Raw genomic sequence first — 21,827 nt, 5'->3', positions numbered from 1 at the left:
CTCACAACCTCCTTTTACACACTCTGCTCGTGCTGTGCCAAGAGTGCTTTAATTTCCTCAACCGTAGGCATTGCTTCTGAAGAGCTATGCTTGCTTACAACGATTGCTGCGGATGCACCACCAAACTGCAACGCCTCTCTGACAGAGTTTCCATTCAATAATGCGTAAAGGAATGCAGATGCATAAGAATCTCCTGCTCCAAATGTTTTCAACACATTCGAAGGATATGCCTTTGCATGGGTAATCGTGCCATCTTCTTCGAATGCAATAGAACCGTCTACACCATGCTTGATGATAACCAGCTCAGCTCGTGATGAAAGAAGCGCTTCTGCTGTTTGCTCATCAGAGTTGCCTTCAGAATTCTCAAGAATGTTGTATTCATCCCGGGTACCAATGACAATAGTAGACTGTTCAGCTGCCCATTTATAATAGACGGACGTTTCCTCCTCTGATTGCCACGTATAGGGACGGTAATCTAATTCAAAGGCAATCGGAACATTTTGTCGTTTTGCATAATCAACTGCTTGAAAAACCGCTTCTCGGGAAGGACTCTTTGCCAGTGCCGTTCCAGAAATAAGAAGTATTTTTGCTTGAGCGATATACCCTTCTGATACGTCTTCTGGACGAAGGTTTAAATCCGCGACATCGGTACGATACATTAGAATACTACACTCTTTAGGGCTTTTAATTTCCGTAAACGTTAATCCTGACTTATGGCCCTCTGTATCTTTCACCATCTGTGAAGTGTCGACGCCGACTTTTTCCATATAGGATTGAATAAAACGACCGTGTTGATCGTCAGACACTTTTCCAATAAACCCTGTCTTTAACCCTAGTTTTGATGAACCAATGGCAATATTTGCAGGTGACCCACCAACATACTTCGAGAACGTCATTGTTTCTTCCATCGGACGATTGTACTCTGTAGCATTTAAATCGATACACGCGCGCCCAACTGCAATTAAGTCAAATCGTTTATCTGTTGAAAACGTCATTGTCATATTATGAATCCTCACGATCTAAGATCCATTCATGTGCTGGATCATTATGAAATTTCCATATCCGTTTAGGACCTGCCATTACATTTAAATAATACGAAGTATAGCCATCTGGAACCCCAACTGGGTGATAGCCTGCTGGTACGAGTACAACATCTTCATTTTCAACGGCCATGCTTTCATCAAGACTACGATCATCCGTATAGACACGTTGGAACACAAAGCCTTGAGGTGGATCTTGTTCATGGTAGTACGTTTCTTCTAAAAGCGACTCATACGGTAAATTGTCTTGGTCATGCTTGTGTGGAGGATAACTCGAAAAGTTCCCACTCTCTGTATACACTTCAACAACCAATAACGAGTCCGCCACATCTAGTGAATCAGGCAATATATTATGCACAGACCGTTGATTCATTTTTATTCCTCTATGCTCTGGTTGAATATCTTTAGCAGAAAGCAAACGGTTAGGACGTTTTGTCAGCCCAGGCGCATAACATAGCGCAACCCGCGTATCCGTCTCTGCTTGTATACGATACGTTTCTTCTTTTGTAATATAGACACTATCTGTTGGTACTTTTTCAAATACAGTTTCTCTTGTTCCAAGAGATTCAAACGTCTGCTCACCTGCTGTCACTGTGGCTTTTCCAGTTAAAATCACTGCACAGCACTCTTGATCTGTTAACATTTCTTCAAAAACCGCACCTTTATCTAAGTCAATAACAGAAAAACCTACATATTCTAGAGGGGTGTTTCCCTCTTTTACATCATGAACGATGCATACTCCTTTCGATAAAGGGTTTCGTTTTGGTTTCCGTAATAATTTAGCCATACGAACCTCCTAATCTTCAAAAACAGGGTCAACAAGACGCGCTGTTACAACTTTCTTACGTGTATAAAAATCAACGCTATCTTTTCCATTTGCATGAAGCGTTCCAAAGAAAGATGATTTCCACCCTGAAAATGGAAAGAACGCCATAGGAGCTGGAACACCGAGGTTTACTCCTAACATTCCTGCATCAATATTTTCACGGAAATAACGGATTGCTTGCGCATCTTTCGTAAAGATACAAGCACCGTTCGCAAACTCTGATTGATTTGCAGTCGCTATCGCTTCTTTAAGATGCTTCACACGGACAATCGAAAGTACAGGCGCAAAAATTTCATCTCTCCAGATCTTCATATCAGTTGTAACGTGGTCAAAGATTGTTGGACCAACAAAGTAACCGTCATCACTCAATCGATCCCTTCCATCTGTAAGCAGTGTTGCCCCCTCTTCAACCCCGGCTTCAATATAGGAAATGGTTCTCTTTTTATTCTCTTCACGAATGACAGGACCCAAGAAAACACCATCATCAAGCCCATTTCCCATTTCCAAGTTATCTGTTTTTTCCTTTAAACGAGCAATAAATTCATCTGCAATAACCTCTTCAACCGTCACAACCGCGCAGGCCATACAACGTTCACCGGCAGAACCGAAAGCCGCACCAACAATATCATTCACTGCTGTATCAAGGTCCGCATCCCCTAAAACAACTGTATGATTATTCGCTCCTGTTAGCGCTTGCACACGTTTCAAATTTTCGCTACCTCGTTTATAGACATACTCTCCAACTGGTTTCGATCCAACGAAGGAAACCGCTTTAATTTCTGGGTGATCAAGAATACCGTTTACCACATCATGGGCGCCGTAAACGATATTAAACACACCATCAGGTAGACCAGCTTCCTTTAGCAAGTCTGCAAATTTTTCGACAAGCAAAGGTGTACGCTCTGATGGTTTTAGAATAAATGTATTCCCAAGAGCAATCGCCATTGGAAACATCCAACAAGGCACCATCATCGGGAAATTAAACGGTGTAATACCGCCAACAACACCTATTGGATAACGATAATTACTCGCCTCTACGTTTGTAGCAATGGCAGGCAACGAATCCCCCATCATAAGTGAAGGAGCACTAGCAGCAAATTCAACGTTCTCAATCCCACGCTGTACTTCACCACGAGCTTCTGTTAAATTCTTGCCATTTTCCATTGTAATGAGTTGAGCTAATTCTTCTTTATGTTGTTGCAATAGCTGTTGAAAGGAAAAAAGCACACGTGCACGACGAGGTACAGCAACATTTGACCACGCCTTAAAAGCATCCCTCGCAATTTCGGCTGCATAATGAAGCTCTTGTTTTGTTGAAAGTGGCACTCTACAGAGAACTTCCTTCGTCGCCGGATTAACCACTTCCTCATATTCTGTGGTCAAACTGTCGACCCATTTTCCATTTATGTAGTTTTTTAATGTGCGTACCTTACTTATTGTTTCTGCCACAACAATCCCTCCACCTATTAAACATATTGGTAATCGCTTACATTATAAGCGAACATAAAAATATTGGTTACTTATTGGTTATATATTAATAACATTTTGGATATGTGTCAATATTTTACCTGAATATTTTCTTTTGAATCCGCTTACAAATATAGGTGTTGATTATATTTTGAGTATAGTGGTATAGTATGAAATAAGAATTTGCGATGTAGGGAGTAATAGAATGAAGTTAGTTAGAATTCAAGAAATGGAAAATTACATTCTTGCAAACGGTACAGTCTCCATTGACGATTTATGCAACCGTTTCGACGTATCTAAAAATACAGTTCGACGGGATATTAATCGTTTGACAGAAAAAGGGGTCATTGAAAAAGTATACGGGGGAGTTACTGCAACGGATAAACCGTTAATTCCATTTCAAAACCGCCACCATGTCTATAACGATGAAAAAGTCCGGATCGCTTTACACGCAGCATCCTTTATAGAAGATCAAGACTTTGTTTACATTGACTCAGGTACCACAACGAAATGGATGTTTGATAACTTTCCTGATGATAAGTTTATTACAATTCTGACCAATAATTTAGACGTCATCAACGCTGTGTCTGAAAAAGAGAACATTGAACTATTTGTATTAGGGAACCATTATCAGGTCAAAACACGTTCATTCGTTAGTATGAGTGGTTTTTCGCTTAATAAGTATAATGTAGACAAAGCGTTTATGGCTTGTACTGGAGCTAGTATTTCTAAAGGGTTAACCAACGCAGACCTTCATGAATACGAAGTGAAAAAAAGCATTGTACAGAAAGAAAATGAGCTTTTTCTATTAGCCGATGCTTCAAAGTTCGGTAAGTCAACTATGCTTACATATGCTCCTTTGTCCCGATTGGACCACATTATCACATCTGCCCCATTAGATGAATCATATGAAGCATTCTGTCATGAAGAAAATATCGCGATACACACAGTTTAATTAATCGTTTAAGTAACAACTAAAAAGCGATGAACCTTTAAGGTTCACCGCTTTTTTCAATACACTTAAACGCTTCATCTTGAACGGAGCTTTGCAGTAGACACACGCTGTTACATATTCACCTTGCCCACCATGGTTACCGAATTTCTCCGTATAACCAAAGTAATCGTCAGAATCATCATGAGGGTTTGAATTATCGTATTAGCTTTCCATTTCATGTTGGCAAAAAAGCAATGACCACGTGAAACATTAATGGGCAAGACAACACGGTGTCCCCTTACAGCCCTCCTAAATACAGGCCCTCCTCTACTACAGTTACCACTTTTAACTACGGTCAACAAAGTGAGTACATATTATCGTAATCACTCTTTACCGTGCATAGATGAACGAGAGCTAAAGTCCCCTCTCTCTTTATTCTGTTTCTCCTAAAAATACTCTCATGGTATCAACCATTTCCTTTGATTTCGTATGGTGCAAATAATGGTCTGCATCAATTAGCATCGTCTTGCCATGCAAGGAATTCTCTACTTGCTCTTCATGTAGTGGAATCCATCCTTCCACGTCTGAATTATCCGCTTGTATAAAGAGGAGCAACGGAAGTTCATCAGGGAAAGCCAATGATTGTGCCTCCTTAAAATTTGAACTAAAATGCTTCATTTCATTCAAATTGCTCGCGTTAAACAAATTTTTGTGTGTGATCAATCTCATCTGTTCTTTTGTTTCTTCATCAAAAGGCAGTGTTTCGTATGGGTCATCACCTAGGTTAATGACCAGTCTGCCTAAACCAGATTTTCTCAGGAAGTGAAAGGTACTGATTGGAAGTTCCTCGTCCATCCCACCTTGTGTTGGTACGCTCGTATCAATACCAACAAACGCTTGTACTTCATCTTCGTATTTGTTCACATAATTGAGTCCATAAATGCCGGCAATGGAGTGCCCCATTAAAATGTACTCATCAATATCTAGACTTTGCAGCGCTTCATGGATTTCAAAGACAATGTTTTCTGTCGTTCTTTCTTTATCTGTATGATCACTTAATCCATAGCCAAAAGGTTCGACAACAACGACTTTATAAAATGGAGCAAGCTCTTCGATAAGCGGTTTAAAATCAAGAGCAGGCGCAGCTGTTCCATAGCCTGGGAGAAGAACAATCGTTTCTTCACCCTCTCCCTCAATTAGCACATTCATAGTTTCGCCATCCACTTGCACAAGCTGTCCATACGATTCAATCTGGGCTTCCTCAAATTTACTGCTGATCAGATTGATAATAAAAACAACTGCAAAGAACAGGGCGATGACTAGAATGATGGCTGCCACTATTTTTAGAAGAATGGATAACACTTTCTTTGTTTTTTTACTTGTTCTGCTTTCAGTCTCTTTTTGTTTCACTTTCATCTTCTCCTGTCGATATCTTGTTGTACAACTCTTATCCGTTAATGAAAGTTTATACGATTAATATGTACTCTTAATGACGCCAATATGAACAGAATATGAACAAGTAAAAAAGCTACAGCCTCACACGGTGCTGCAGCAAAAAGGAGTAGTCGAAAGCGTAAAATAATCCTAGTTATGTTCCTAGATTAGATGAAGCCATTGATACAGGCAGCGTGACAATAAACGTTGTTCCTCGGTTAAGCTCACTTTCTACTCGAATCTCACCTTGGTGAAGCGTGACGATTTGTTTCACAATAGAAAGCCCCATACCACTTCCACCATACTTAAGGCTGTGCGATCGATCAGCCTTAAAAAAGCGTTCAAATATACGTTTCTGATCTTCAAGAGAAATACCAATACCTGTATCAGATACTCGAACCGTTACGTTTTTTGAATCTTGTTGAATGCTGACATCAATCGTGCTGTTCTCCTCAGAAAACTTAATGCTATTGCCAAGGAGGTTCGTCCATACTTGGTTCAACAGTTCATGATCAGCCGTTATCGCAACCGTTCTTAAATCCAGCTCAAAACGAATGTCACGAGCTGACCATTGCGGCTGAATGGCAACGATAACCCGCCTAATTTGTTCATCAAGATTGAGCGTGGTCAGATGCACCTGCTGCGAATTTGATTCGAGTAAGCTTAGTTTTAACAGACTGTCACTCATCTTCGACATACGTCCCGCTTCGGCAATAATTACCTCAAGATAACGATTTCGCTTGTCCGCCTCAAGGTCCACTTGTTTCAGAGCTGCTGCATAACCTGATATCGAGGTAAGCGGTGATTGGACTTCGTGCGAGACATTGGAAACAAATTCCTTTCGCATTTGTTCAAGCTGCTGTAAGTCCCGCATCATTTCTTCAAAGCTGCGAGCCAGTATGCCTAACTCGCCTTTTTGCTTAATCGTTAGTTTGACGTTAAAATCTCCCCCTGCGACCCGTCTAGTTGCTTCGGTTAGTTTTTTAATCGGCCTAACCAAAAACCTTGCAGCAATTAAAACCAATAAACTTCCAAAAATTAAGGAAAAAGCTAAGAAATAAAAAATCCACTTCACAAGAAAGGAAGAGGAAGACGGTGATACAGATTCGACAAACATGGCTTTTGTTCCCGCTTCCGTGGTCAATGGCATTCCTAAGCGAATCGGATTGATCCCGTTTGTTGGAACTTGCACCAGTTCTCCCGATAGTACTTCCTCTACCTCTTCCTTGGTCACCCTTGAAATACTATCTTCATCAAATGATCCATAAGATTGGAGTTCTCCAGTTTCTTCATAGATTCGAATGTGATAAGAGTTGAGCTGTTTCATTCCAGAAACAAATGAATCCGCTTCTTCTAATGGAAAAGCCTCATACAGTTGAGCAATATCTTGTCCAAAATCGAGCAAGGTAATTTGCAGGTTTTCGTTTAATTGCTCTTCAAATATCCACGTTGCCACAAAAAACGCAATGACCGTCCCTCCAATAACAGAGGACAAAAAGATTAGAACAACTCGTGTATATAAGGAGCTGATCATTTATACACCCCAAGCCGGTAACCAAGACCACGGACGGTTTCCAGTTGAAAATCAGGTGTGTCTGCAAACTTCTCACGCAGGCGCTTGATGTGGACATCGATTGTCCGTTCATCGCCTGTGTAATCAATCCCCCAAATTTGATCAATTAACTGCTCTCGAGTATAAACTTGTCCCGGCGTTTCAGCGAGCTTATACAGCAATTCGAACTCTTTCAACGGCAAAGTAAGGGATTCTGTTCCTCTTGTTACTTTATATGTCTGCCGGTCAAGAGTAACGTTTTCAAATTGGATCGTCTGCGTCACCCCAATTCGATATCGTTTCAGCAACGCCTGAACGCGAGCCATCAACTCTAGCGGGTCAAATGGTTTCGTCAAATAATCATCTGTGCCAAGCTCAAACCCTTTTACTTTCTCCCATGTTTCGCCTCTGGCCGTCAGCATAAGCAAGGGCAATTTAGGGTTTGCTCGTCGTAACTCCTTGCATAAAGTCCATCCATCCATGACCGGCATCATAATATCGAGCACAACCAAATCCACATCAGTCGAGGCGTAGACGTCTAACGCTTCTTTTCCGTCCGCTGCTTCGGCTATTGTATATCCATCATTCCGCAGAAATAAACAAACGAGTTCGCGAATGTTCTCATCGTCATCAGCAACCAGTATAGTAGGCATCTGTTTCCTCTTTCTCTTTCCCAATTTATAACCATTATACTATAAAACATAAACTCTCCCTATTCTTGCCCATCTGCCCTATAAAAAAAAGGAACAGGTGACCAAAGAACCTGGAACGGCAAAAAATCACCAGCCACAACGAACACCGTTCTTTACGAACGGTGTTCGTTGTGGTATAACTTATTTGATTCCTTTTTTATAGAAAATCTTTTTCAAATCTTACACTATATGGAGTGAAGGAAAATGAATAACCTATCTCATCGGATTGCTATAATTGGCGCTGGACTTGGTGGACTAACACTAGCAAAAATTTTACAAAATGCAGGATATACCCCTGTAATATACGAAGGGGAAGCTTCTAGACATGTACGTCCACAAGGTGGGACACTTGACCTTGAAACACACACAGGGCAAAGGGCGTTAAAAATAGCAGGTTTGCTCGATTTATTTTATGAAGTATGCCGCTTTGAAGGTCAGAGTAGTAAGACGTTGGATAAGAACGGAAAGATTTATCATGAAGATCGTGATGTATTACCAACAGCAGAAGGGGGCTCTCGTCCAGAAGTAGATAGAACAGAACTAAGGAATTTGTTACTGGATTCATTACAATCCGATACGATTTTATGGGGTCATACATGTACTGGTGCGGTACCAATTGATGATACGAAGTATGAACTTCATTTTGAGAATGGCCATACCGATGTTGTTGATCTTATCATTGCGGCCGATGGGGCTTTCTCTCGTATTCGACCTTTAGTAAGTGATGAAAAAGCAAAGTATTCTGGAATAAGTATGGTCGAATTGAACATTACAAATGCAGAGGAGCTTTTTCCTGAGCTCGTTGCTCATAATGGTCCAGGTACAGTGTATGCTTTAAGTGATTATAAGACAATCATTGCACAAATGAATGGTGATGGACGTATTCGTATTTATTTAGGTTTTAAAGCCGAAGCTAACTTTTTAGAAACGTTAGAGCTATCGAATAACGAACCTGAGATCGCTAAGCAGACATTGTTAAACTTATATTCAGACTGGTCTGATGAACTCAAACAATATATTATTTGTGCTAATGAAGAAATTACCCCAAGACGAATCTACATGTTACCAGTAGCTCATAAGTGGGAGAATAAAAAGGGCGTGACATTAATAGGAGATGCCGCACATCTTATGTCTCCATTTGCAGGTGCAGGTGCAAATCTAGCCATGTTAGACGGGGCAGAGCTCGCATTATCGATCATAAATACTGACAATCAAGAAACAGCAATCAGAGAATATGAAAAGAAAATGTTCGATTATGCTGCAAAGGCTGCAAAGGCTTCAAAAGAAACAAAAGAGAATATGGACCTTTTCTTTTCAGAAGATGCTGCAGCTAAATTAGGAGCGTTAATGAATTCTTTTAAGGAATAAAAAATGTTAGTAATATAGGAGTAGAGAGTAGCATGAATAATGACAACCGTTCTAGCCGTCGTTCTCGACCGGCTAAAGACCCACTAAGCAAAGAACGTATTATTAAAGAAGCTTACTTATTGCTTACAAATGAAGGAATTAACGGACTGACGATGCGTAAAGTGGCAAAAGCTCTTGACACTGGTGCATCATCTTTATATGTCTATGTAAAAAACTCAGAAGAATTGTGTTCTTATGTGTTAGACTACAGCCTGTCTGACATTACCTTCCCCAATAATCCGGAAAGTAAAAAAACGTGGCGAGACAACCTGATAGCAGTATTGTTATCTTACCATGATAGGTTATATCAACATCCTGGTGTAGCTGAACTGGCCATGACCACCGTACCACTTGGTAAAAATTCAATCGTTCTAATGGAATATTTACTTAAGCAACTGTCATTCAGCGGGTTAAAGCCGATGACTGTAGCATGGGGTATGGACGCCTTAATGATGTATGTAGTATCTTCAAGTTTTGAACATGCTTCTTGGAAAAAAAATGACCTTAAATCATTTCATTCAATGAGAGAGTCCCTATTATCAGTAGATGCTAGTCAATTCCCTGCTATTTTTGCGTATAAGAATGACTTATTTTCTGGTGATAAAGCAAAGAATGAGCGATTAATATGGGGGTTAAAGGTTATTTTAAATGGACTCTTTGCATCAGAGAAGCAAGAAAAAAGAACTATTTAGTGATGCTTGCCTTTAAAATGAAACGAAGCTTTTTTTGTGAAATAATTGGGGCAAATTAACAGTTAATTAGCACACTCCAACCTTAAAAAAGAAGTTATCTACTTGTATTATTAGGCAATTTTTTTCATACGTAAGACATAAGCATTCCGAGTTGTGCAGGAGTATTGTCCTGAAAAAAACAAATCCTAACGCTATTCCCGCTCAGTTTCCAACAGTTGAGCGGGGTAAATAGGAATTGTAAACTCCTTTAAGTTTGATCAAATGCTCTACGATTTAATCTCTGTTTCCTTTTGTCCATGAGTTCGTAATACTTCAGTTTTTTCTTCAACGTTTCTAAGTTATTCACTTTTTCCTCAATTTCTTTTTCAACCTTATTAGTGTGTGCTTCAATAAACATCTTTCTTTCATGTATAGTTTCATTCCCTTGTTTAAACAGCAAAACGTATTTTTTAATCTGCTCAATTGGCATTTCTGTATTCCGTAATGCTTTAATAAAAAGAATCCACTGTACGTCTGTATCGCTATAATACCTTCGTCCAGATGAGTTTCTTTTAATTTTCGGAATTAATTTTTCACTTTCGTAATATCGAAGTGTTGAGGCTGTTAAACCAACTATTTCAACAATTTCAGACATAGTGTAAGTTGCCAAAATGTTCTACCACCCTTTGTTCTTGACTTAAAGTTAACTTTAACTAGTATAATCGATTCATCATTAAAAAGGAGTGGTATTTGTGTCCAAAAAAATATTAGTAGTTGTTAGTAGCCATCCAAAATATCCAGGGTTAAACCGAGCAACCGGGTTATGGTTAGGTGAAGCAGTTCACTTTGTCGATAAAGTGGAGCAAGCTGGTTATGAAGTTGATTATGTTAGCCCGTTAGGTGGTTATACACCAATTGATCCACATAGCCTTGCTGAAGCAGAGGAGATAGATTGGAAATACTATCAAAATCCAGATTTCATGAAACGTTTAGGAAGTACACTTAAACCGAGCGAAATAAATGCTAATGATTATGGAGTAATTTATTACGCAGGTGGCCATGGAACCATATGGGATTTTCCTGAAAACGAAGAACTTCAACAAATTAGCCAAGCGATTTATTCTAATGGCGGGATCATATCCTCTGTTTGTCATGGAGCCGTTGGGCTTTTAAATATTAAAACAGTTGATGGAGCGTACTTGGTCGAGGGTAAAACCGTGACAGGGTTTACAAATGAAGAAGAGAAAATGGCGGAGTTAGATCAATATGTGCCATATTTAACTGAAACAGAGCTAATCAATCGTGGTGCAAACTTCCAAAAAGCCAACGCATTTGAACCTTATGCAGTAGAAGACGGTCGTCTTGTGACAGGACAAAACCCAGCTTCAGGAGGTCCTGTGGCAGATCTTGTCATCAAACAACTTCTAAAATAATTTTTTAGCGCAACGAACGATCTTATGCTTAATTGGAGCTGTATTCAACGGCTCACTTCGTGTACAGTACTGCTAAAAGGTTTGTACTAAAAGCTTTTCAGGTCAAAATATACACAAAAACAACCGATGATCAGTCAGTTGTTTTTGTGTCATATACTTGAATGAATTAGGCAACCATTTTTAGCATTTCTAATACTTTTTCCTGTTTAAAATGTATCTTTTATTATTACTTAGTAAGGTCCTCGAATATGCTGCTCAACTTCTGACTTATAAAACGCGGCCAGATTTTTCAATTCCTCGGCTGTGAATTTAGGCTCATGTATAGCCTCTAGATTTTTCTCTACTTGCTCAACAGTTTTAAATCCAGGTATTACAGTTGTTACCTCTTCTTGATCTAGTATCCAGCGAAGCGCAGCACTCGAAAGATGCTTACGACCATCTTTAATCCAAGATAGGTTTTGAGCCAGTTGGACTCCCTTCTCGAATTCAATCCCACCAAACGTTTCACCAACATTAAATGAATTCCCATCACGATTAAAATTCCGGTGGTCGTCTTTTTCAAACGTGTGCGTGTTTATAAATTTGCCTGTTAAAAGTCCACTTGCCAAAGGAACTCTCGCAATAATTCCCACTCCTCGCTCCTTTGCCTTCGGTAATAGTGTCTCAAGGGGCTTTTGTCTAAGAAGATTAAAGATAACCTGCAGTGCCTTCACATTCGGATTTTCTAAACATAATAGACCTTCCTCTATGGTTTCAACACTTACTCCATAATTTCGTATCTTTCCTTCAGCTTGAAGCTGATCAAGTACAGCAAACACTTCTCCATTCTTAAGAATGTCAAGAGGTGGACAATGAATCTGGTATAAATCCAAGCGCTCCCTCTTTAAACGTTTCAGGCTATTTTCACAATATGAACGCACTCGCTCAGCAGAATACGTATCAGGTGAAAAGATATCCCCTGCTCGACAAAATTTTGTGGCAATATAGACATCATCTTCTTTCCCCTTCGTTGCTTGTGCAAGAAGCTCTTCGCTATGACCGTCCCCATATACATCAGCCGTATCAAAAAAATTCACACCATGATCCATTGCTGTTTCAAGCGCTTTCAAAGATTCTTTGTCATTCGTCTTTCCCCACGATCCACCTATTGCCCAAGTTCCAAAGCTTAGCTGACTAATCTTTAAATCAGTGTCTCCCAATTGTCTATATTGCAATTCCCTCAGCTCCTTCTTAACGTTTTACTTAACTTATTACTTAGTTTAAACGTTATCTAACTATTTGCATAATATTAGGTGTTTTAAAAATAGCCTCCTACGTCTTAGCTAGACACTAACTTAGACTTTCGTGTATGCAAAATACGATAACTAAATAGAAAATGCCTTCGTTTAACAAGTTTTTTTGAAATAAAACCTATTTCGAAGGGATAGAACAAACGACTCTAGCTAATGATTGAGCTTGCCATTTTCATCGTTAGTATGGGAAAAGGTCTTCCTCTATCATCGTGTTCAGAACGATGAATTTGTTTAAATCCCATATGTTTATAAAACTGAACCGCATGGGTATTTTGTTCATTAACGTCTACTACTGTAGCGTGTAACGTTTCAACTGCATAAGACAGCAATTTCTTTCCTATTCCTTCTCCCATTACTGCGGAATCAATAAATAGCATCTCTATTTTTTTATTGTCAACACCAATAAAACCTACAACCTGACTATTCTTATAAAAACAAAGAAGATGTTCTACGCTTCTTATGCCTAACAGAACATCAGGTCTAATTTGTTCTATATCTGAAGACGATAAAAAGCTGTGTGTTTCGTTAACACCAGATTCCCATATTTGTAGCAGTTTAGTTTCTCGATTACGATTCAATTGATCTATTGGCTTAATACCGTTCACTTCTATCCATCCCTTTCTTTGGCTATACATGTGTACGATCGTTTTTTGCTTATTATATCCTATTGTTACCCTCATTTACACAGATGGATCAAGTTAATCATCGATTTGACTAGTACGATTTTATAAGCTATTATGAAACAACTAAATGAAGGAGGGATTATAGATGATCGTAATTATCCGCGCATTGAACAGCTAACTTTATAGTTCAGTGGCTCTGGATTACATTTCAGAGTTTAGCGGAAATTGTCTGTCCATTTATATCTCTAAATCGATTATTGAAGAGTGTGGTGGTCTATCCCCCATGCTCTTTTTTATATACATTGACTTTCCTCCCCTCTAAAATGAACGTCTTAGAGACACTGTTCTATTTCTTTTTATGATGAAGATGAAGGAATAAATGAGGAGTGAATGAATAATGAAACAAACCAAATCAACACCAAGAGTCTGGTTTATCACCGGTGCAAGTAGCGGATTAGGACTTGAATTTACGAAAGCAGCACTTAGCTTAGGAGATAAAGTAGTCGGAGTTGCTCGAAATATAGCGCCATTAACAGAATTGGAAAAAAGGTATAAAACTACCTTTAAATCTGTTAAGTTGGATATCACTGAACGGGTATCTGTTTTTGAGGTTGTTGAAGAAGCCATTAATCATTTTGGTAAACTTGATGTAGTGGTAAACAATGCCGGTAACATGGTATTGGGAATGGTTGAAGAATTTACTGAGGGTGACATTAAACAACAAATCGAAACTAATTTTTATGGTGCCGTTTGGGTTAGCCAAGCTGTTTTACCTCACCTAAGAAGACAAAAGTCTGGTCACATTATACAAATATCGAGTATAGGAGGCATTCTTGCTGGCCCAATGACTGGAATCTACAGTGCAAGTAAGTTCGCATTAGAAGGTTTTAGTGAAGCATTAGCACAAGAGGTCTCTCATTTTGGGGTTCATGTATCTATTGTAGAGCCAGGTGGATATTGGACAAATTTATATACAAACATGCAGTTCACTACTATACATGAAGGATATAATCCTGTTCGAGAATTTTTAGAAACACAAAACGATGAAAGTAAAGATAGCCACCCTAAGGAAGCCGCCACTGCATTACTAAAACTGATTCATAACGAGAAGCCACCTTTAAGACTCATTTTAGGGAGTCACGTCTTTGATGCAGCCATTGAACATGAATTGAGTAAAGTAAAGACATGGAAAGATTGGGAAACGGTAAGTCGTTCTGCTGAAAAAGCCATTCCACACCCAGAGAATTAAAAGAACTACAACTAAGAGGACATTTCAATTTAGAAATGTCCTCTGCTTTATTTAAACAAACGTAAAGGGCAGCGCAAATCTTCAACTAAACTTTGTCATCTACAAGTCCTCATGTTCCATTTGTCAACTTCTGAATAAAGCCTATGCTTGAACGTTCGATTCTTGGAAAAGCTTAACGTGGTCTATACTTGGAAGTTTACGCAATGCAGAACTACTTAACCAAGAAAGGCTAAATAGCATCATGGAAACCCCACAGATGAGAATGGGTATTTCTGTTGCAAACATCTCCCCTAGCATTCCACCTATTAAAGCCCCAAAGGTTTTTCTCTTCAAGCGAATATCGAAAAGATAAAGGCATATTTTATTAATAATCTTACTAACATTCTGTGTTATGGTGGCAGTATTCAATAAAGGAGGTAATTCCATGTTTTATAAACCGCTTTTTGAAAATGATGTACCATTTGTATTCTCCAAGGCTTAATGGGGAGAATACAAATGAGAAATACCACTCTCCGTTAGGCTCAAATCAATGAGTCAAACTATTCGGAGGGTAAAAAATGAAAAAATCACTATCAGGTTCTTTATTTCTTATACTTGCATCAAGCATTTGGGGCGGAATGTATGTTGTTGTAAAACTATTAGTAGCCGTCATTCCACCACTAGAGCTTGTATGGTTGAGATATCTCATCGCACTTGTGGCATTGGTCATTATTGGCTTGATATCCAAACAGAAATGGAGAATCAAAAAAAATCACTTGCTTATTATTTTATTGATTGCAGTGATAGGATATGTCATTTCGATTGTCGCTCAAGAAACAGGTACGATGCTCTCGACCCTCAAATGGGCGCTATTATTACTGCGACAACCCCAGCTTTTATGGTTGTTTTTGCTAGCCTCATTTTAAAGGAACGATTAACAGTAAAAAAAGCAATTTCTGTTTTGTTAGCAACTATAGGGGTTATTACTATTGTAGGGATAGATCGTATTGAGTTTTCTAGTATGATTGGTGGTTTAACATTAGTCTTAGCAGCATTAACATGGGCGCTAATGTCAGTCTTAATTAAACTGTTACCAAGTCATTACTCACAAATAGTTGTAACAACATATGCTACGCTAATAGCAGTGGTAGTCCTAACGCCAATTGTTTTGCCTACACTACATGAACTAGATTTCCACGTTTTTAAAGACCCAGTTATTCTCGGTGGTCTTTTATATTTAGGAGTTATTTCGACATCAATAGCGTTTTTATTATGGAATCGCGGATTACACCTATTAAATGCTTCAAGTGGAGGAATTTTCTTTTTCTTTCAACCAGTAGTTGGAGCGTTATTAGGATGGTTCCTATTAGGGGAAACGATCACCATTACATTTTGGATAGGTTGCTTATTCATTTTGGTTGGTGTCATGCTAGTGCTAAAAGACAAGGATCATGAAAAAGGTTAGATTAATTAAGGAAAAAACAAGAGAGGAACGAGTCTCTCTTGTTTTTTATTGTTCCCGGTTTAGCGATATAAAATTAAAAAGCCTTAGACTTAATGTCGATATTGCTTATCGTTATAGCTATTCTCCCTCCTCTTGGCTTAAAACATCGATAACGAATATTGCCTGGACATCATTTCTAACAACCGAATGCCCGCAATTGAATTTCCCTTATCATCTAAGGATGGACCAAATATGCCAATGCCACATTTTTTAGGAATTGAACCCATAATCCCTCCTGCTACTCCACTTTTTGCTGGAATACCGACATTAATCGCAAACTCCCCCGATGCATTATACATTCCACATGTCACCATAAACGTTTTACAAATACGGGCGACATCTACAGGGATAATTTGTTCATCTGTTTCGGGGTTACGTCCATCCATCGCCAACACACAGCCGATTCTTGCTAAATCGTTGCAATTCATTTCGATTGCGCATTGCTTCGTATAAAGATCCATTAAGCCTTCAATGTTTTCTGTAATGACATCATGCTGTTTCATGAAGAACGCAAGCGCGCGATTTAAATCCGCTGTGTCATACTCAGATTTGGCAATTTCTTCATTGTACGATATGGTCTCGTTGCTTGATAAGCAACGAATAAATTCAAGCAACCGTTCAAAACGATGACCAACAGATTCTCCTTTTATCATATGAGTAACGGCAAGGGCGCCTGCATTGATCATCGGATTTAACGGTTTAGACGGCTTATTTGTTTCCAACTTCGCAATTGAATTAAACGGATCTCCTGTCGGCTCTTTTCCGACACGTTGGAACACATACTCTTCTCCATGATCAATTAACGCAAGGGCTAAGGCTAGCACCTTTGAGATGCTTTGCAAAGTAAAATTCTCACTTGTATCCCCTGCAGAATAGAGCCGCCCATCTGGATAGAATAATGCTACAGACAATTTGTTCTGTTCTGCTTTGGCAAGTGCTGGTATATAGTCTGCTACGTTTCCATCCTCAATTACCTCTCTTGCTTGATTCACTAATAACTGTAATTCATCATTCGATTGGCACAGCATCGCAACCACTCCCTCTTTCTCTATATCATTTCACCTATTTTATCCGCTATCCCACGAAAAGCTTGATTTGAAACATCCAAGACCTTTCCTCCGCTACTTTTCAATCTGTTAAGACAGTTTTACGTAATCTTTAACAGCTCTTAACTAGTTATGGGACCTCTTCTGCCATAAACTAGAGATAAGAAATCTCTTAGGAGTGAAGATCATGTATACAGCAGAAGATTTACAAGCAGTTGAAGAACGTGCACAACAGTTTTTGCCAACCGCTACAAGCGAATTATCTGCATACTTGCGCGCTATTGAAGAATATGTTCGTAAAAAGCGTAACGTACTTCCTTTTGAACAAGCAGAACATCTCGAGACACAGCTACTCGTCCATTATGGCCTTGAATAAACGGCCTATACATACTTCTCTATAAGGAGGCCTATACTTGGAAAGTCTATTTTCAACCATCCTTATTGGCCTCTTCTTATTAAGTCCCATTCTTCTGCTCTATTTAGGCAAGAAAAAAACAGCATGTGTACATATACTCGTTTTTCTGCCATTTCTTTATTTCTGGACTAAAGTAATGGCACATATAGGGGAAAGGGCCATTGTGAATGCTGAAACGATTATATGACCAGTCTTCTCTACTTGTTAAGTGGATTTGCCATCATGGCCATCTACCTGTTAGTCAAAAAATGGACTACCTCCACACATTATTTCTTTTGATTAGTGAGCATCACTTCTCTTCTATTATCTCTACTATTCCTTTTCCGTTCCGATTTTTATACCATTCTTGGCTCTTTACCCATCTTTTTTGTGCCACTCTTTGTTCTGTTCACCAGCATCATTTTCTTATACAACTATGAAAACAGCTAAATCCTATTGTGTTACGCAGCACAACACACCTACGCCTTCTCTCCTCTTAGAAACATCGTTCTACTTCCTTCACTTTCATGCTAAACTTATAAAGAGCCTGTATGTAGAAGGGAATGAACACGATGCCAATGATTCATGCTGAGGGCTATCACAGCTTCCGTGCGGAACAAGGGAAGAAACTTGTTCTTGCTCTAGAGGATAACGGCGTTGATATCCTTCACCGCTGTGGCGGGAAAGCACGCTGTACGACGTGTCTCTGTGAAATTGTTGACGGTGATGCTGGTCCAATTGGCGAATTAGAAGCTGCTGCCCGAGAGAAAAAAGGGATTACAGCCGAACATTTACGCCTATCCTGCCAAATTCGTATTGAGAAAGATTTAAAAGTGAAGCCTTTGCGAACAGCAACAAGCGAACAAATGGACCCTGGTACTCGACCAGAGGAATGACACCCAAAACAAGAGCTGATGCTTAGGCATCAGCTCTTGTTGATTAAGTCTTGAACCATCGAGTCAAGTCAAGGAGCCACATGAAACCGCTACTCTCCTTGTTTTTGATCAATTAATAATGGTACTAATTCATTCATAAGTCGTTCTTCTTTAAAAATCAATCACGGTTTACACACACTACTGAAACTCTATACTAGAAAATTACCGTTCTTTGTTTTGTGCACGGACTTTTTGATCAACCGTCCTTATCATTTTTTCCGAAATTCTCAATCACATCATATAGTGACAGCCATTCATTTTCTCGATAGACAAAATATGTCTCAACCATACTATATTTTGAAGGTAAGGCCGTTAAAGTAACATTGTTATGATTTTCCACTACAGAATAAGGCAAAATGGAAATACCCATTCCATTTTTCACACAACCAATGATGGCCTCAATTGATCCGAATTCCATTTTCCGAGTAGTAGTAAGCGCATGGTCATATAAGAATGTTTCTAACAACCGTCGATAGGAACACCCTGTCTTAAAGGTGAGCATATTCTGACCTTCTAACTGTATAAAAGTAGAATCAAGCCTCTCCCCTAAATCCTTTGATGTAAGTAAAACCATTTCTTCTTTGAAGAATGGAAAACCTTTAACGCCTGACTGTTTAACTGGCCCTGCGATAAATCCAGCGTCTATTTCATAACTCATTAATTTGTTTAAAACCTGTTCCGTCGTTCCTGTTTCCAAGTTGATCATTACATTAGGATACATACGATAGACCTCCGCTAAAAGAGATGGAAGCCTTATGGCTGCTGTCGTTTCCATTGACCCAATAAATAATTCTTTAAACACTTCTTTCTTGCTCATCATTTCATTTGTTTGTTCCCAGTAATGCAACATCGTAACCGTTCGTTCATACAAAACTTTACCTTCGTTCGTAAGTCTTACACCGTGAGGGGTACGCACGAAAAGATTAGACTGATAATACGCTTCCAACCGTTTCATTTTCATTGTGACATTTGATTGACCGACATTAAAAACTTCAGCAGCTTTCGACATACTACTATGCTTTGATACTTCAACAAATGTTCTTAAATCATCAATTCTCAACTCATGACCCCTCTCTTATCATTTTTTTTGAACTCTAATATGAAATAAAAACATTATTAATGATACCACAAGTAGAGTAAACTGAAGCAATAAAACGTTTTGATAGGTGGGGACACATTTGAATAACAGAGAAACCCTTCGTTTAATCGTTATTGGTTTTTTTAGCCTTACTATCGTCATTGGTATTGGACGATTTCTCTATACCCCGATACTTCCTTATATGGAGGTTGACACAAGCCAATCTTTTTCAGCATTAGGAATGTTAGCAACTTGGAACTATATTGGATATTTTATAGGAGCATTTGTATCCAGAAAAGTCCAGCCTACAAGTAAAGCAGTCATTCTTTTATTATTTATAAATGCCCTAACAACCGTACTAATGGGACTATTTGATGACCATTTCATGTGGATTTTGCTTAGATTTTTATCAGGTATTAGTAGCGGTTTCATTTTCGTATTAGCCACCAATCTTGTTTTAGGCCGTTTAGTTCAACAAAACAAAACTCAATACGCTGGCTATTTATATAGTGGTGTCGGTTTTGGCATTTTGTTAACTGGAACCTTTACACCTTTCACCACCAATTCTGTTAACTGGTCATTTACTTGGCTATTCTTTGGCTTCATTAGTCTACTTTTGACAGTTGTCATCACACTCATAGTGAAAAAGATGGCACACAATAAGACACAGATGACCTTTTCAGTACAGCCTCAGTATAAGTATCAAGGGAAGAAAAAAAAGACTGCCCTTTATTTATCCTATTTGTTTGAAGGGTTTGGATACATTATCTATGCCACTTTCATTACTGGGCTACTGACGCACAATAGCTTTTCTTTAGAAGCCTCTTATGTATGGGCAGTTGTAGGTCTAGGAGCGATTCCATCCTGTATCATCTGGTCTTGGCTTGGAAAGAAAATATCAGATTCAAGAGCATTAAAATACGCATACTTTATTCAAATCCTATCAGTCTTCATACCAGTGTTATCACAACATTTACTTTTAATAATCGTTTCAGCATTCCTTTTTGGAGCAACATTTTTAGGAATTATAACTCTTACTATGAGTATAAGTAAGCAATTTAAAGGTAGTAAAAATCTCGTGAGTGGATTAACCGTGATTTACGCTTTCGGGCAAATTATAGGACCTTCTGTTGCCGGTATATTTATTGAGTTCATACATTTCCAATTTTCTTTTCTTTTAGCTGGTTTTGCTTTAGTGCTATCGTTTATCGTAGTAACTGTCTCATTTAGATCCGAGGTTCCTTCTCATTCTGGATTTAAATAAAGATTAAAGAAGAACATCGGCCATAGAACTGGCTTCTATACCTGTGTGAAACCCCCGCAACAACAACAGGCCGAATTAGAAAATAAATACCTGACTATGCACCTTACATTTTTCGTATGCCCACGCCGGAACATTTAAAGGTTACGAATATAAAAAAGCTCAGCTAAAATGTTATTCGATATATCGGTGTTAACCTTTTTTTCTAGTAAATTTAAATAGATAGCGTTTAAAAGTGCCATATAATTTGTTCGTACCCTGTAAAAAGACAATCCAGCTACATTTCTCTCTAGTTCTAATTTCTGTTTCATCCAAACGAATAATTCGTTTAACTCTGTTTGTGTTTCACTTAAAGAAAGAATACTTGTTAAAGGAATCGCTATTCTTTCTTGTTCATCATCTATAAATACGTTCCCTTTTAACAAAGGCTCCACCATATTATTTATGGAACTAGACAGTATCTTTCTACCGAACAAAGAGTAATGAACAATTGAATCCAGTAGATCCGCTGTATGCGCAATTGAGTGTGCCCATCCTTTATTTTCTACATAGCCCCGTAGATCTTTTTCATTCACCATCACCTTTAGACTATTATCCGCTAGATCTTTTAACATGTCGTCGTTCACCGTGTATCGAGCGTTTAAAATTGCAGCACACACAATAGCTGAGAAAGACCTTTTAAAAACAGAATCAGTCTCTTTTTCACCTAATCCTTTTAACAAATTACTGTTGCAAACCTCTAGTATAAAGTTGACTTGATTGCGCTCTAATTGTTTATTACTAATCCATTTATGAAAAGTACCGTATATCAGATCATCTCTTAAAACCGAATCAGTATTTCCAATTGAATGTAACATGGTAGTAATTAATTCATTTGAAATTGTTATTGTCGAATTTGATAATACATCTTTTAAATTAGAATACGTTTCCTCCATTATTTCTTCACTCACCTTTATCATTTTATTTAAGCCATCATGTCATTTGGTTGTCTTCTGCTCGTACAAAAAACA

Annotated in this window: 21 protein-coding genes and 1 pseudogene; 10 read left to right on the top strand and 12 right to left on the bottom strand. The window is 38.6% G+C overall.

Going from position 1 to position 21,827, the window contains the following annotated elements; translation table 11 throughout:
* Positions 1-14: 14 nt before the first annotated feature.
* From iolC to FPV17_RS01880, 3 genes are read right to left on the bottom strand one after another with little or no spacing between them, the layout of a single operon-like run.
* On the bottom strand, positions 15-1,001 hold the full coding sequence (gene iolC / locus FPV17_RS01890; RefSeq protein WP_144557647.1) for a 5-dehydro-2-deoxygluconokinase: 987 nt from the start codon (positions 999-1,001) through the stop codon (positions 15-17).
* 1 nt (position 1,002) lies between these two features.
* On the bottom strand, positions 1,003-1,827 hold the full coding sequence (iolB, locus tag FPV17_RS01885; protein ID WP_144557645.1) for a 5-deoxy-glucuronate isomerase: 825 nt from the start codon (positions 1,825-1,827) through the stop codon (positions 1,003-1,005).
* Positions 1,828-1,836: 9 nt separating this feature from the next.
* The gene (locus FPV17_RS01880; RefSeq protein ID WP_035393018.1) at positions 1,837-3,303 is read right to left on the bottom strand and encodes a CoA-acylating methylmalonate-semialdehyde dehydrogenase; all 1,467 of its coding nucleotides are present in this window, start codon (positions 3,301-3,303) and stop codon (positions 1,837-1,839) included.
* A gap of 235 nt (positions 3,304-3,538) precedes the next feature.
* On the opposite strand from FPV17_RS01880, the gene FPV17_RS01875 reads away from it, so the two are divergent.
* Positions 3,539-4,288 (top strand): DeoR/GlpR family DNA-binding transcription regulator, encoded by a 750-nt coding sequence (locus FPV17_RS01875; protein ID WP_144557643.1) that lies wholly within the window; start codon positions 3,539-3,541, stop codon positions 4,286-4,288.
* Between the two features lie 411 nt (positions 4,289-4,699).
* Here the strand turns inward: FPV17_RS01875 and FPV17_RS01865 are convergent, their stop codons facing one another.
* From FPV17_RS01865 to FPV17_RS01855, 3 genes are all read right to left on the bottom strand, one after another.
* The gene (locus FPV17_RS01865) at positions 4,700-5,683 is read right to left on the bottom strand and encodes an alpha/beta hydrolase (RefSeq protein WP_060704260.1); all 984 of its coding nucleotides are present in this window, start codon (positions 5,681-5,683) and stop codon (positions 4,700-4,702) included.
* Between the two features lie 172 nt (positions 5,684-5,855).
* Entirely contained in the window at positions 5,856-7,235 is a 1,380-nt protein-coding gene (locus tag FPV17_RS01860; protein WP_144557641.1) for a sensor histidine kinase, read from the bottom strand.
* Positions 7,232-7,906, bottom strand: coding sequence for a response regulator transcription factor (locus FPV17_RS01855; RefSeq protein WP_035392979.1), 675 nt, complete (start codon positions 7,904-7,906; stop codon positions 7,232-7,234). Before FPV17_RS01855 ends, FPV17_RS01860 begins: the two co-directional genes overlap by 4 nt.
* Positions 7,907-8,149: 243 nt before the next feature.
* Between FPV17_RS01855 and FPV17_RS01850 the strand changes: the two genes are divergently transcribed.
* Positions 8,150-9,313 carry an FAD-dependent oxidoreductase gene (locus tag FPV17_RS01850; protein WP_144557639.1) on the top strand — a complete coding sequence of 388 codons (1,164 nt, stop codon included), beginning with the start codon at positions 8,150-8,152 and terminating at the stop codon, positions 9,311-9,313.
* 32 nt (positions 9,314-9,345) lie between these two features.
* On the top strand, positions 9,346-10,044 hold the full coding sequence (locus tag FPV17_RS01845) for a TetR/AcrR family transcriptional regulator (RefSeq protein ID WP_144557637.1): 699 nt from the start codon (positions 9,346-9,348) through the stop codon (positions 10,042-10,044).
* 247 nt (positions 10,045-10,291) lie between these two features.
* Here FPV17_RS01845 and FPV17_RS01840 read toward each other — a convergent pair whose 3' ends face one another.
* Positions 10,292-10,693, bottom strand: coding sequence for a MerR family transcriptional regulator (locus tag FPV17_RS01840; RefSeq protein ID WP_144557635.1), 402 nt, complete (start codon positions 10,691-10,693; stop codon positions 10,292-10,294).
* A gap of 82 nt (positions 10,694-10,775) precedes the next feature.
* Here FPV17_RS01840 and FPV17_RS01835 point away from each other — a divergent pair, with 82 nt between their 5' ends.
* Positions 10,776-11,456, top strand: coding sequence for a type 1 glutamine amidotransferase domain-containing protein (locus tag FPV17_RS01835; RefSeq protein ID WP_035392983.1), 681 nt, complete (start codon positions 10,776-10,778; stop codon positions 11,454-11,456).
* 230 nt (positions 11,457-11,686) lie between these two features.
* Here FPV17_RS01835 and FPV17_RS01830 read toward each other — a convergent pair whose 3' ends face one another.
* Together FPV17_RS01830 and FPV17_RS01825 are read right to left on the bottom strand one after the other, a co-directional pair.
* Positions 11,687-12,670: an aldo/keto reductase gene (locus FPV17_RS01830; RefSeq protein ID WP_144557633.1), complete on the bottom strand. Its 984-nt coding sequence runs from the start codon at positions 12,668-12,670 to the stop codon at positions 11,687-11,689.
* A 224-nt stretch (positions 12,671-12,894) separates the two neighbouring features.
* The gene (locus FPV17_RS01825; protein WP_035393019.1) at positions 12,895-13,353 is read right to left on the bottom strand and encodes a GNAT family N-acetyltransferase; all 459 of its coding nucleotides are present in this window, start codon (positions 13,351-13,353) and stop codon (positions 12,895-12,897) included.
* A 415-nt stretch (positions 13,354-13,768) separates the two neighbouring features.
* On the opposite strand from FPV17_RS01825, the gene FPV17_RS01820 reads away from it, so the two are divergent.
* Together FPV17_RS01820 and FPV17_RS01815 are read left to right on the top strand one after the other, a co-directional pair.
* Positions 13,769-14,620: an SDR family NAD(P)-dependent oxidoreductase gene (locus FPV17_RS01820; RefSeq protein WP_144557631.1), complete on the top strand. Its 852-nt coding sequence runs from the start codon at positions 13,769-13,771 to the stop codon at positions 14,618-14,620.
* A 557-nt stretch (positions 14,621-15,177) separates the two neighbouring features.
* Positions 15,178-16,064 (top strand): annotated as a pseudogene (locus tag FPV17_RS01815) (DMT family transporter).
* Between the two features lie 137 nt (positions 16,065-16,201).
* Here FPV17_RS01815 and glsA read toward each other — a convergent pair.
* Positions 16,202-17,131 carry a glutaminase A gene (gene glsA, locus FPV17_RS01810; protein WP_144557629.1) on the bottom strand — a complete coding sequence of 310 codons (930 nt, stop codon included), beginning with the start codon at positions 17,129-17,131 and terminating at the stop codon, positions 16,202-16,204.
* 205 nt (positions 17,132-17,336) lie between these two features.
* On the opposite strand from glsA, the gene FPV17_RS01805 reads away from it, so the two are divergent.
* From FPV17_RS01805 to FPV17_RS01795, 3 genes are all read left to right on the top strand, one after another.
* A complete protein-coding gene (locus FPV17_RS01805; RefSeq protein WP_035392987.1) occupies positions 17,337-17,525 on the top strand; it encodes a hypothetical protein in 189 nt (62 codons plus the stop codon).
* Positions 17,526-17,562: 37 nt separating this feature from the next.
* Positions 17,563-17,751, top strand: a complete 189-nt coding sequence (locus FPV17_RS01800; protein ID WP_144557627.1) for a hypothetical protein — start codon at positions 17,563-17,565, stop codon at positions 17,749-17,751.
* Between the two features lie 364 nt (positions 17,752-18,115).
* Positions 18,116-18,439 carry a 2Fe-2S iron-sulfur cluster-binding protein gene (locus FPV17_RS01795; protein ID WP_060704268.1) on the top strand — a complete coding sequence of 108 codons (324 nt, stop codon included), beginning with the start codon at positions 18,116-18,118 and terminating at the stop codon, positions 18,437-18,439.
* Between the two features lie 235 nt (positions 18,440-18,674).
* Here the strand turns inward: FPV17_RS01795 and FPV17_RS01790 are convergent, their stop codons facing one another.
* Positions 18,675-19,538 (bottom strand): LysR family transcriptional regulator, encoded by an 864-nt coding sequence (locus FPV17_RS01790; RefSeq protein ID WP_144557625.1) that lies wholly within the window; start codon positions 19,536-19,538, stop codon positions 18,675-18,677.
* A 118-nt stretch (positions 19,539-19,656) separates the two neighbouring features.
* Here FPV17_RS01790 and FPV17_RS01785 point away from each other — a divergent pair, with 118 nt between their 5' ends.
* The gene (locus FPV17_RS01785) at positions 19,657-20,820 is read left to right on the top strand and encodes a YbfB/YjiJ family MFS transporter (protein ID WP_186370701.1); all 1,164 of its coding nucleotides are present in this window, start codon (positions 19,657-19,659) and stop codon (positions 20,818-20,820) included.
* Positions 20,821-20,954: 134 nt separating this feature from the next.
* Here FPV17_RS01785 and FPV17_RS01780 read toward each other — a convergent pair whose 3' ends face one another.
* Positions 20,955-21,752, bottom strand: a complete 798-nt coding sequence (locus FPV17_RS01780) for a DUF2785 domain-containing protein (protein ID WP_186370700.1) — start codon at positions 21,750-21,752, stop codon at positions 20,955-20,957.
* Positions 21,753-21,827 lie beyond the last annotated feature (75 nt).

Origin of the sequence: Shouchella miscanthi (assembly GCF_007725405.1) — a bacterium.
Lineage (GTDB): Bacteria > Bacillota > Bacilli > Bacillales > Bacillaceae_D > Shouchella > Shouchella hunanensis.
The sequence above is the reverse complement of the archived record's forward strand: the minus strand, read 5'-3'. Positions and strand labels throughout refer to the sequence as shown.

Coding starts and splice junctions, on each gene's coding strand:
- iolC (WP_144557647.1), bottom strand. CDS start 1,001: ATGACAATGACGTTTTCAACAGATAAACGATTTGACTTAATTGCAGTT.
- iolB (WP_144557645.1), bottom strand. CDS start 1,827: ATGGCTAAATTATTACGGAAACCAAAACGAAACCCTTTATCGAAAGGA.
- FPV17_RS01875 (WP_144557643.1), top strand. CDS start 3,539: ATGAAGTTAGTTAGAATTCAAGAAATGGAAAATTACATTCTTGCAAAC.
- FPV17_RS01865 (WP_060704260.1), bottom strand. CDS start 5,683: ATGAAAGTGAAACAAAAAGAGACTGAAAGCAGAACAAGTAAAAAAACA.
- FPV17_RS01860 (WP_144557641.1), bottom strand. CDS start 7,235: ATGATCAGCTCCTTATATACACGAGTTGTTCTAATCTTTTTGTCCTCT.
- FPV17_RS01855 (WP_035392979.1), bottom strand. CDS start 7,906: ATGCCTACTATACTGGTTGCTGATGACGATGAGAACATTCGCGAACTC.
- FPV17_RS01850 (WP_144557639.1), top strand. CDS start 8,150: ATGAATAACCTATCTCATCGGATTGCTATAATTGGCGCTGGACTTGGT.
- FPV17_RS01845 (WP_144557637.1), top strand. CDS start 9,346: ATGAATAATGACAACCGTTCTAGCCGTCGTTCTCGACCGGCTAAAGAC.
- FPV17_RS01820 (WP_144557631.1), top strand. CDS start 13,769: ATGAAACAAACCAAATCAACACCAAGAGTCTGGTTTATCACCGGTGCA.
- glsA (WP_144557629.1), bottom strand. CDS start 17,131: ATGCTGTGCCAATCGAATGATGAATTACAGTTATTAGTGAATCAAGCA.
- FPV17_RS01805 (WP_035392987.1), top strand. CDS start 17,337: ATGTATACAGCAGAAGATTTACAAGCAGTTGAAGAACGTGCACAACAG.
- FPV17_RS01795 (WP_060704268.1), top strand. CDS start 18,116: ATGCCAATGATTCATGCTGAGGGCTATCACAGCTTCCGTGCGGAACAA.
- FPV17_RS01780 (WP_186370700.1), bottom strand. CDS start 21,752: ATGGAGGAAACGTATTCTAATTTAAAAGATGTATTATCAAATTCGACA.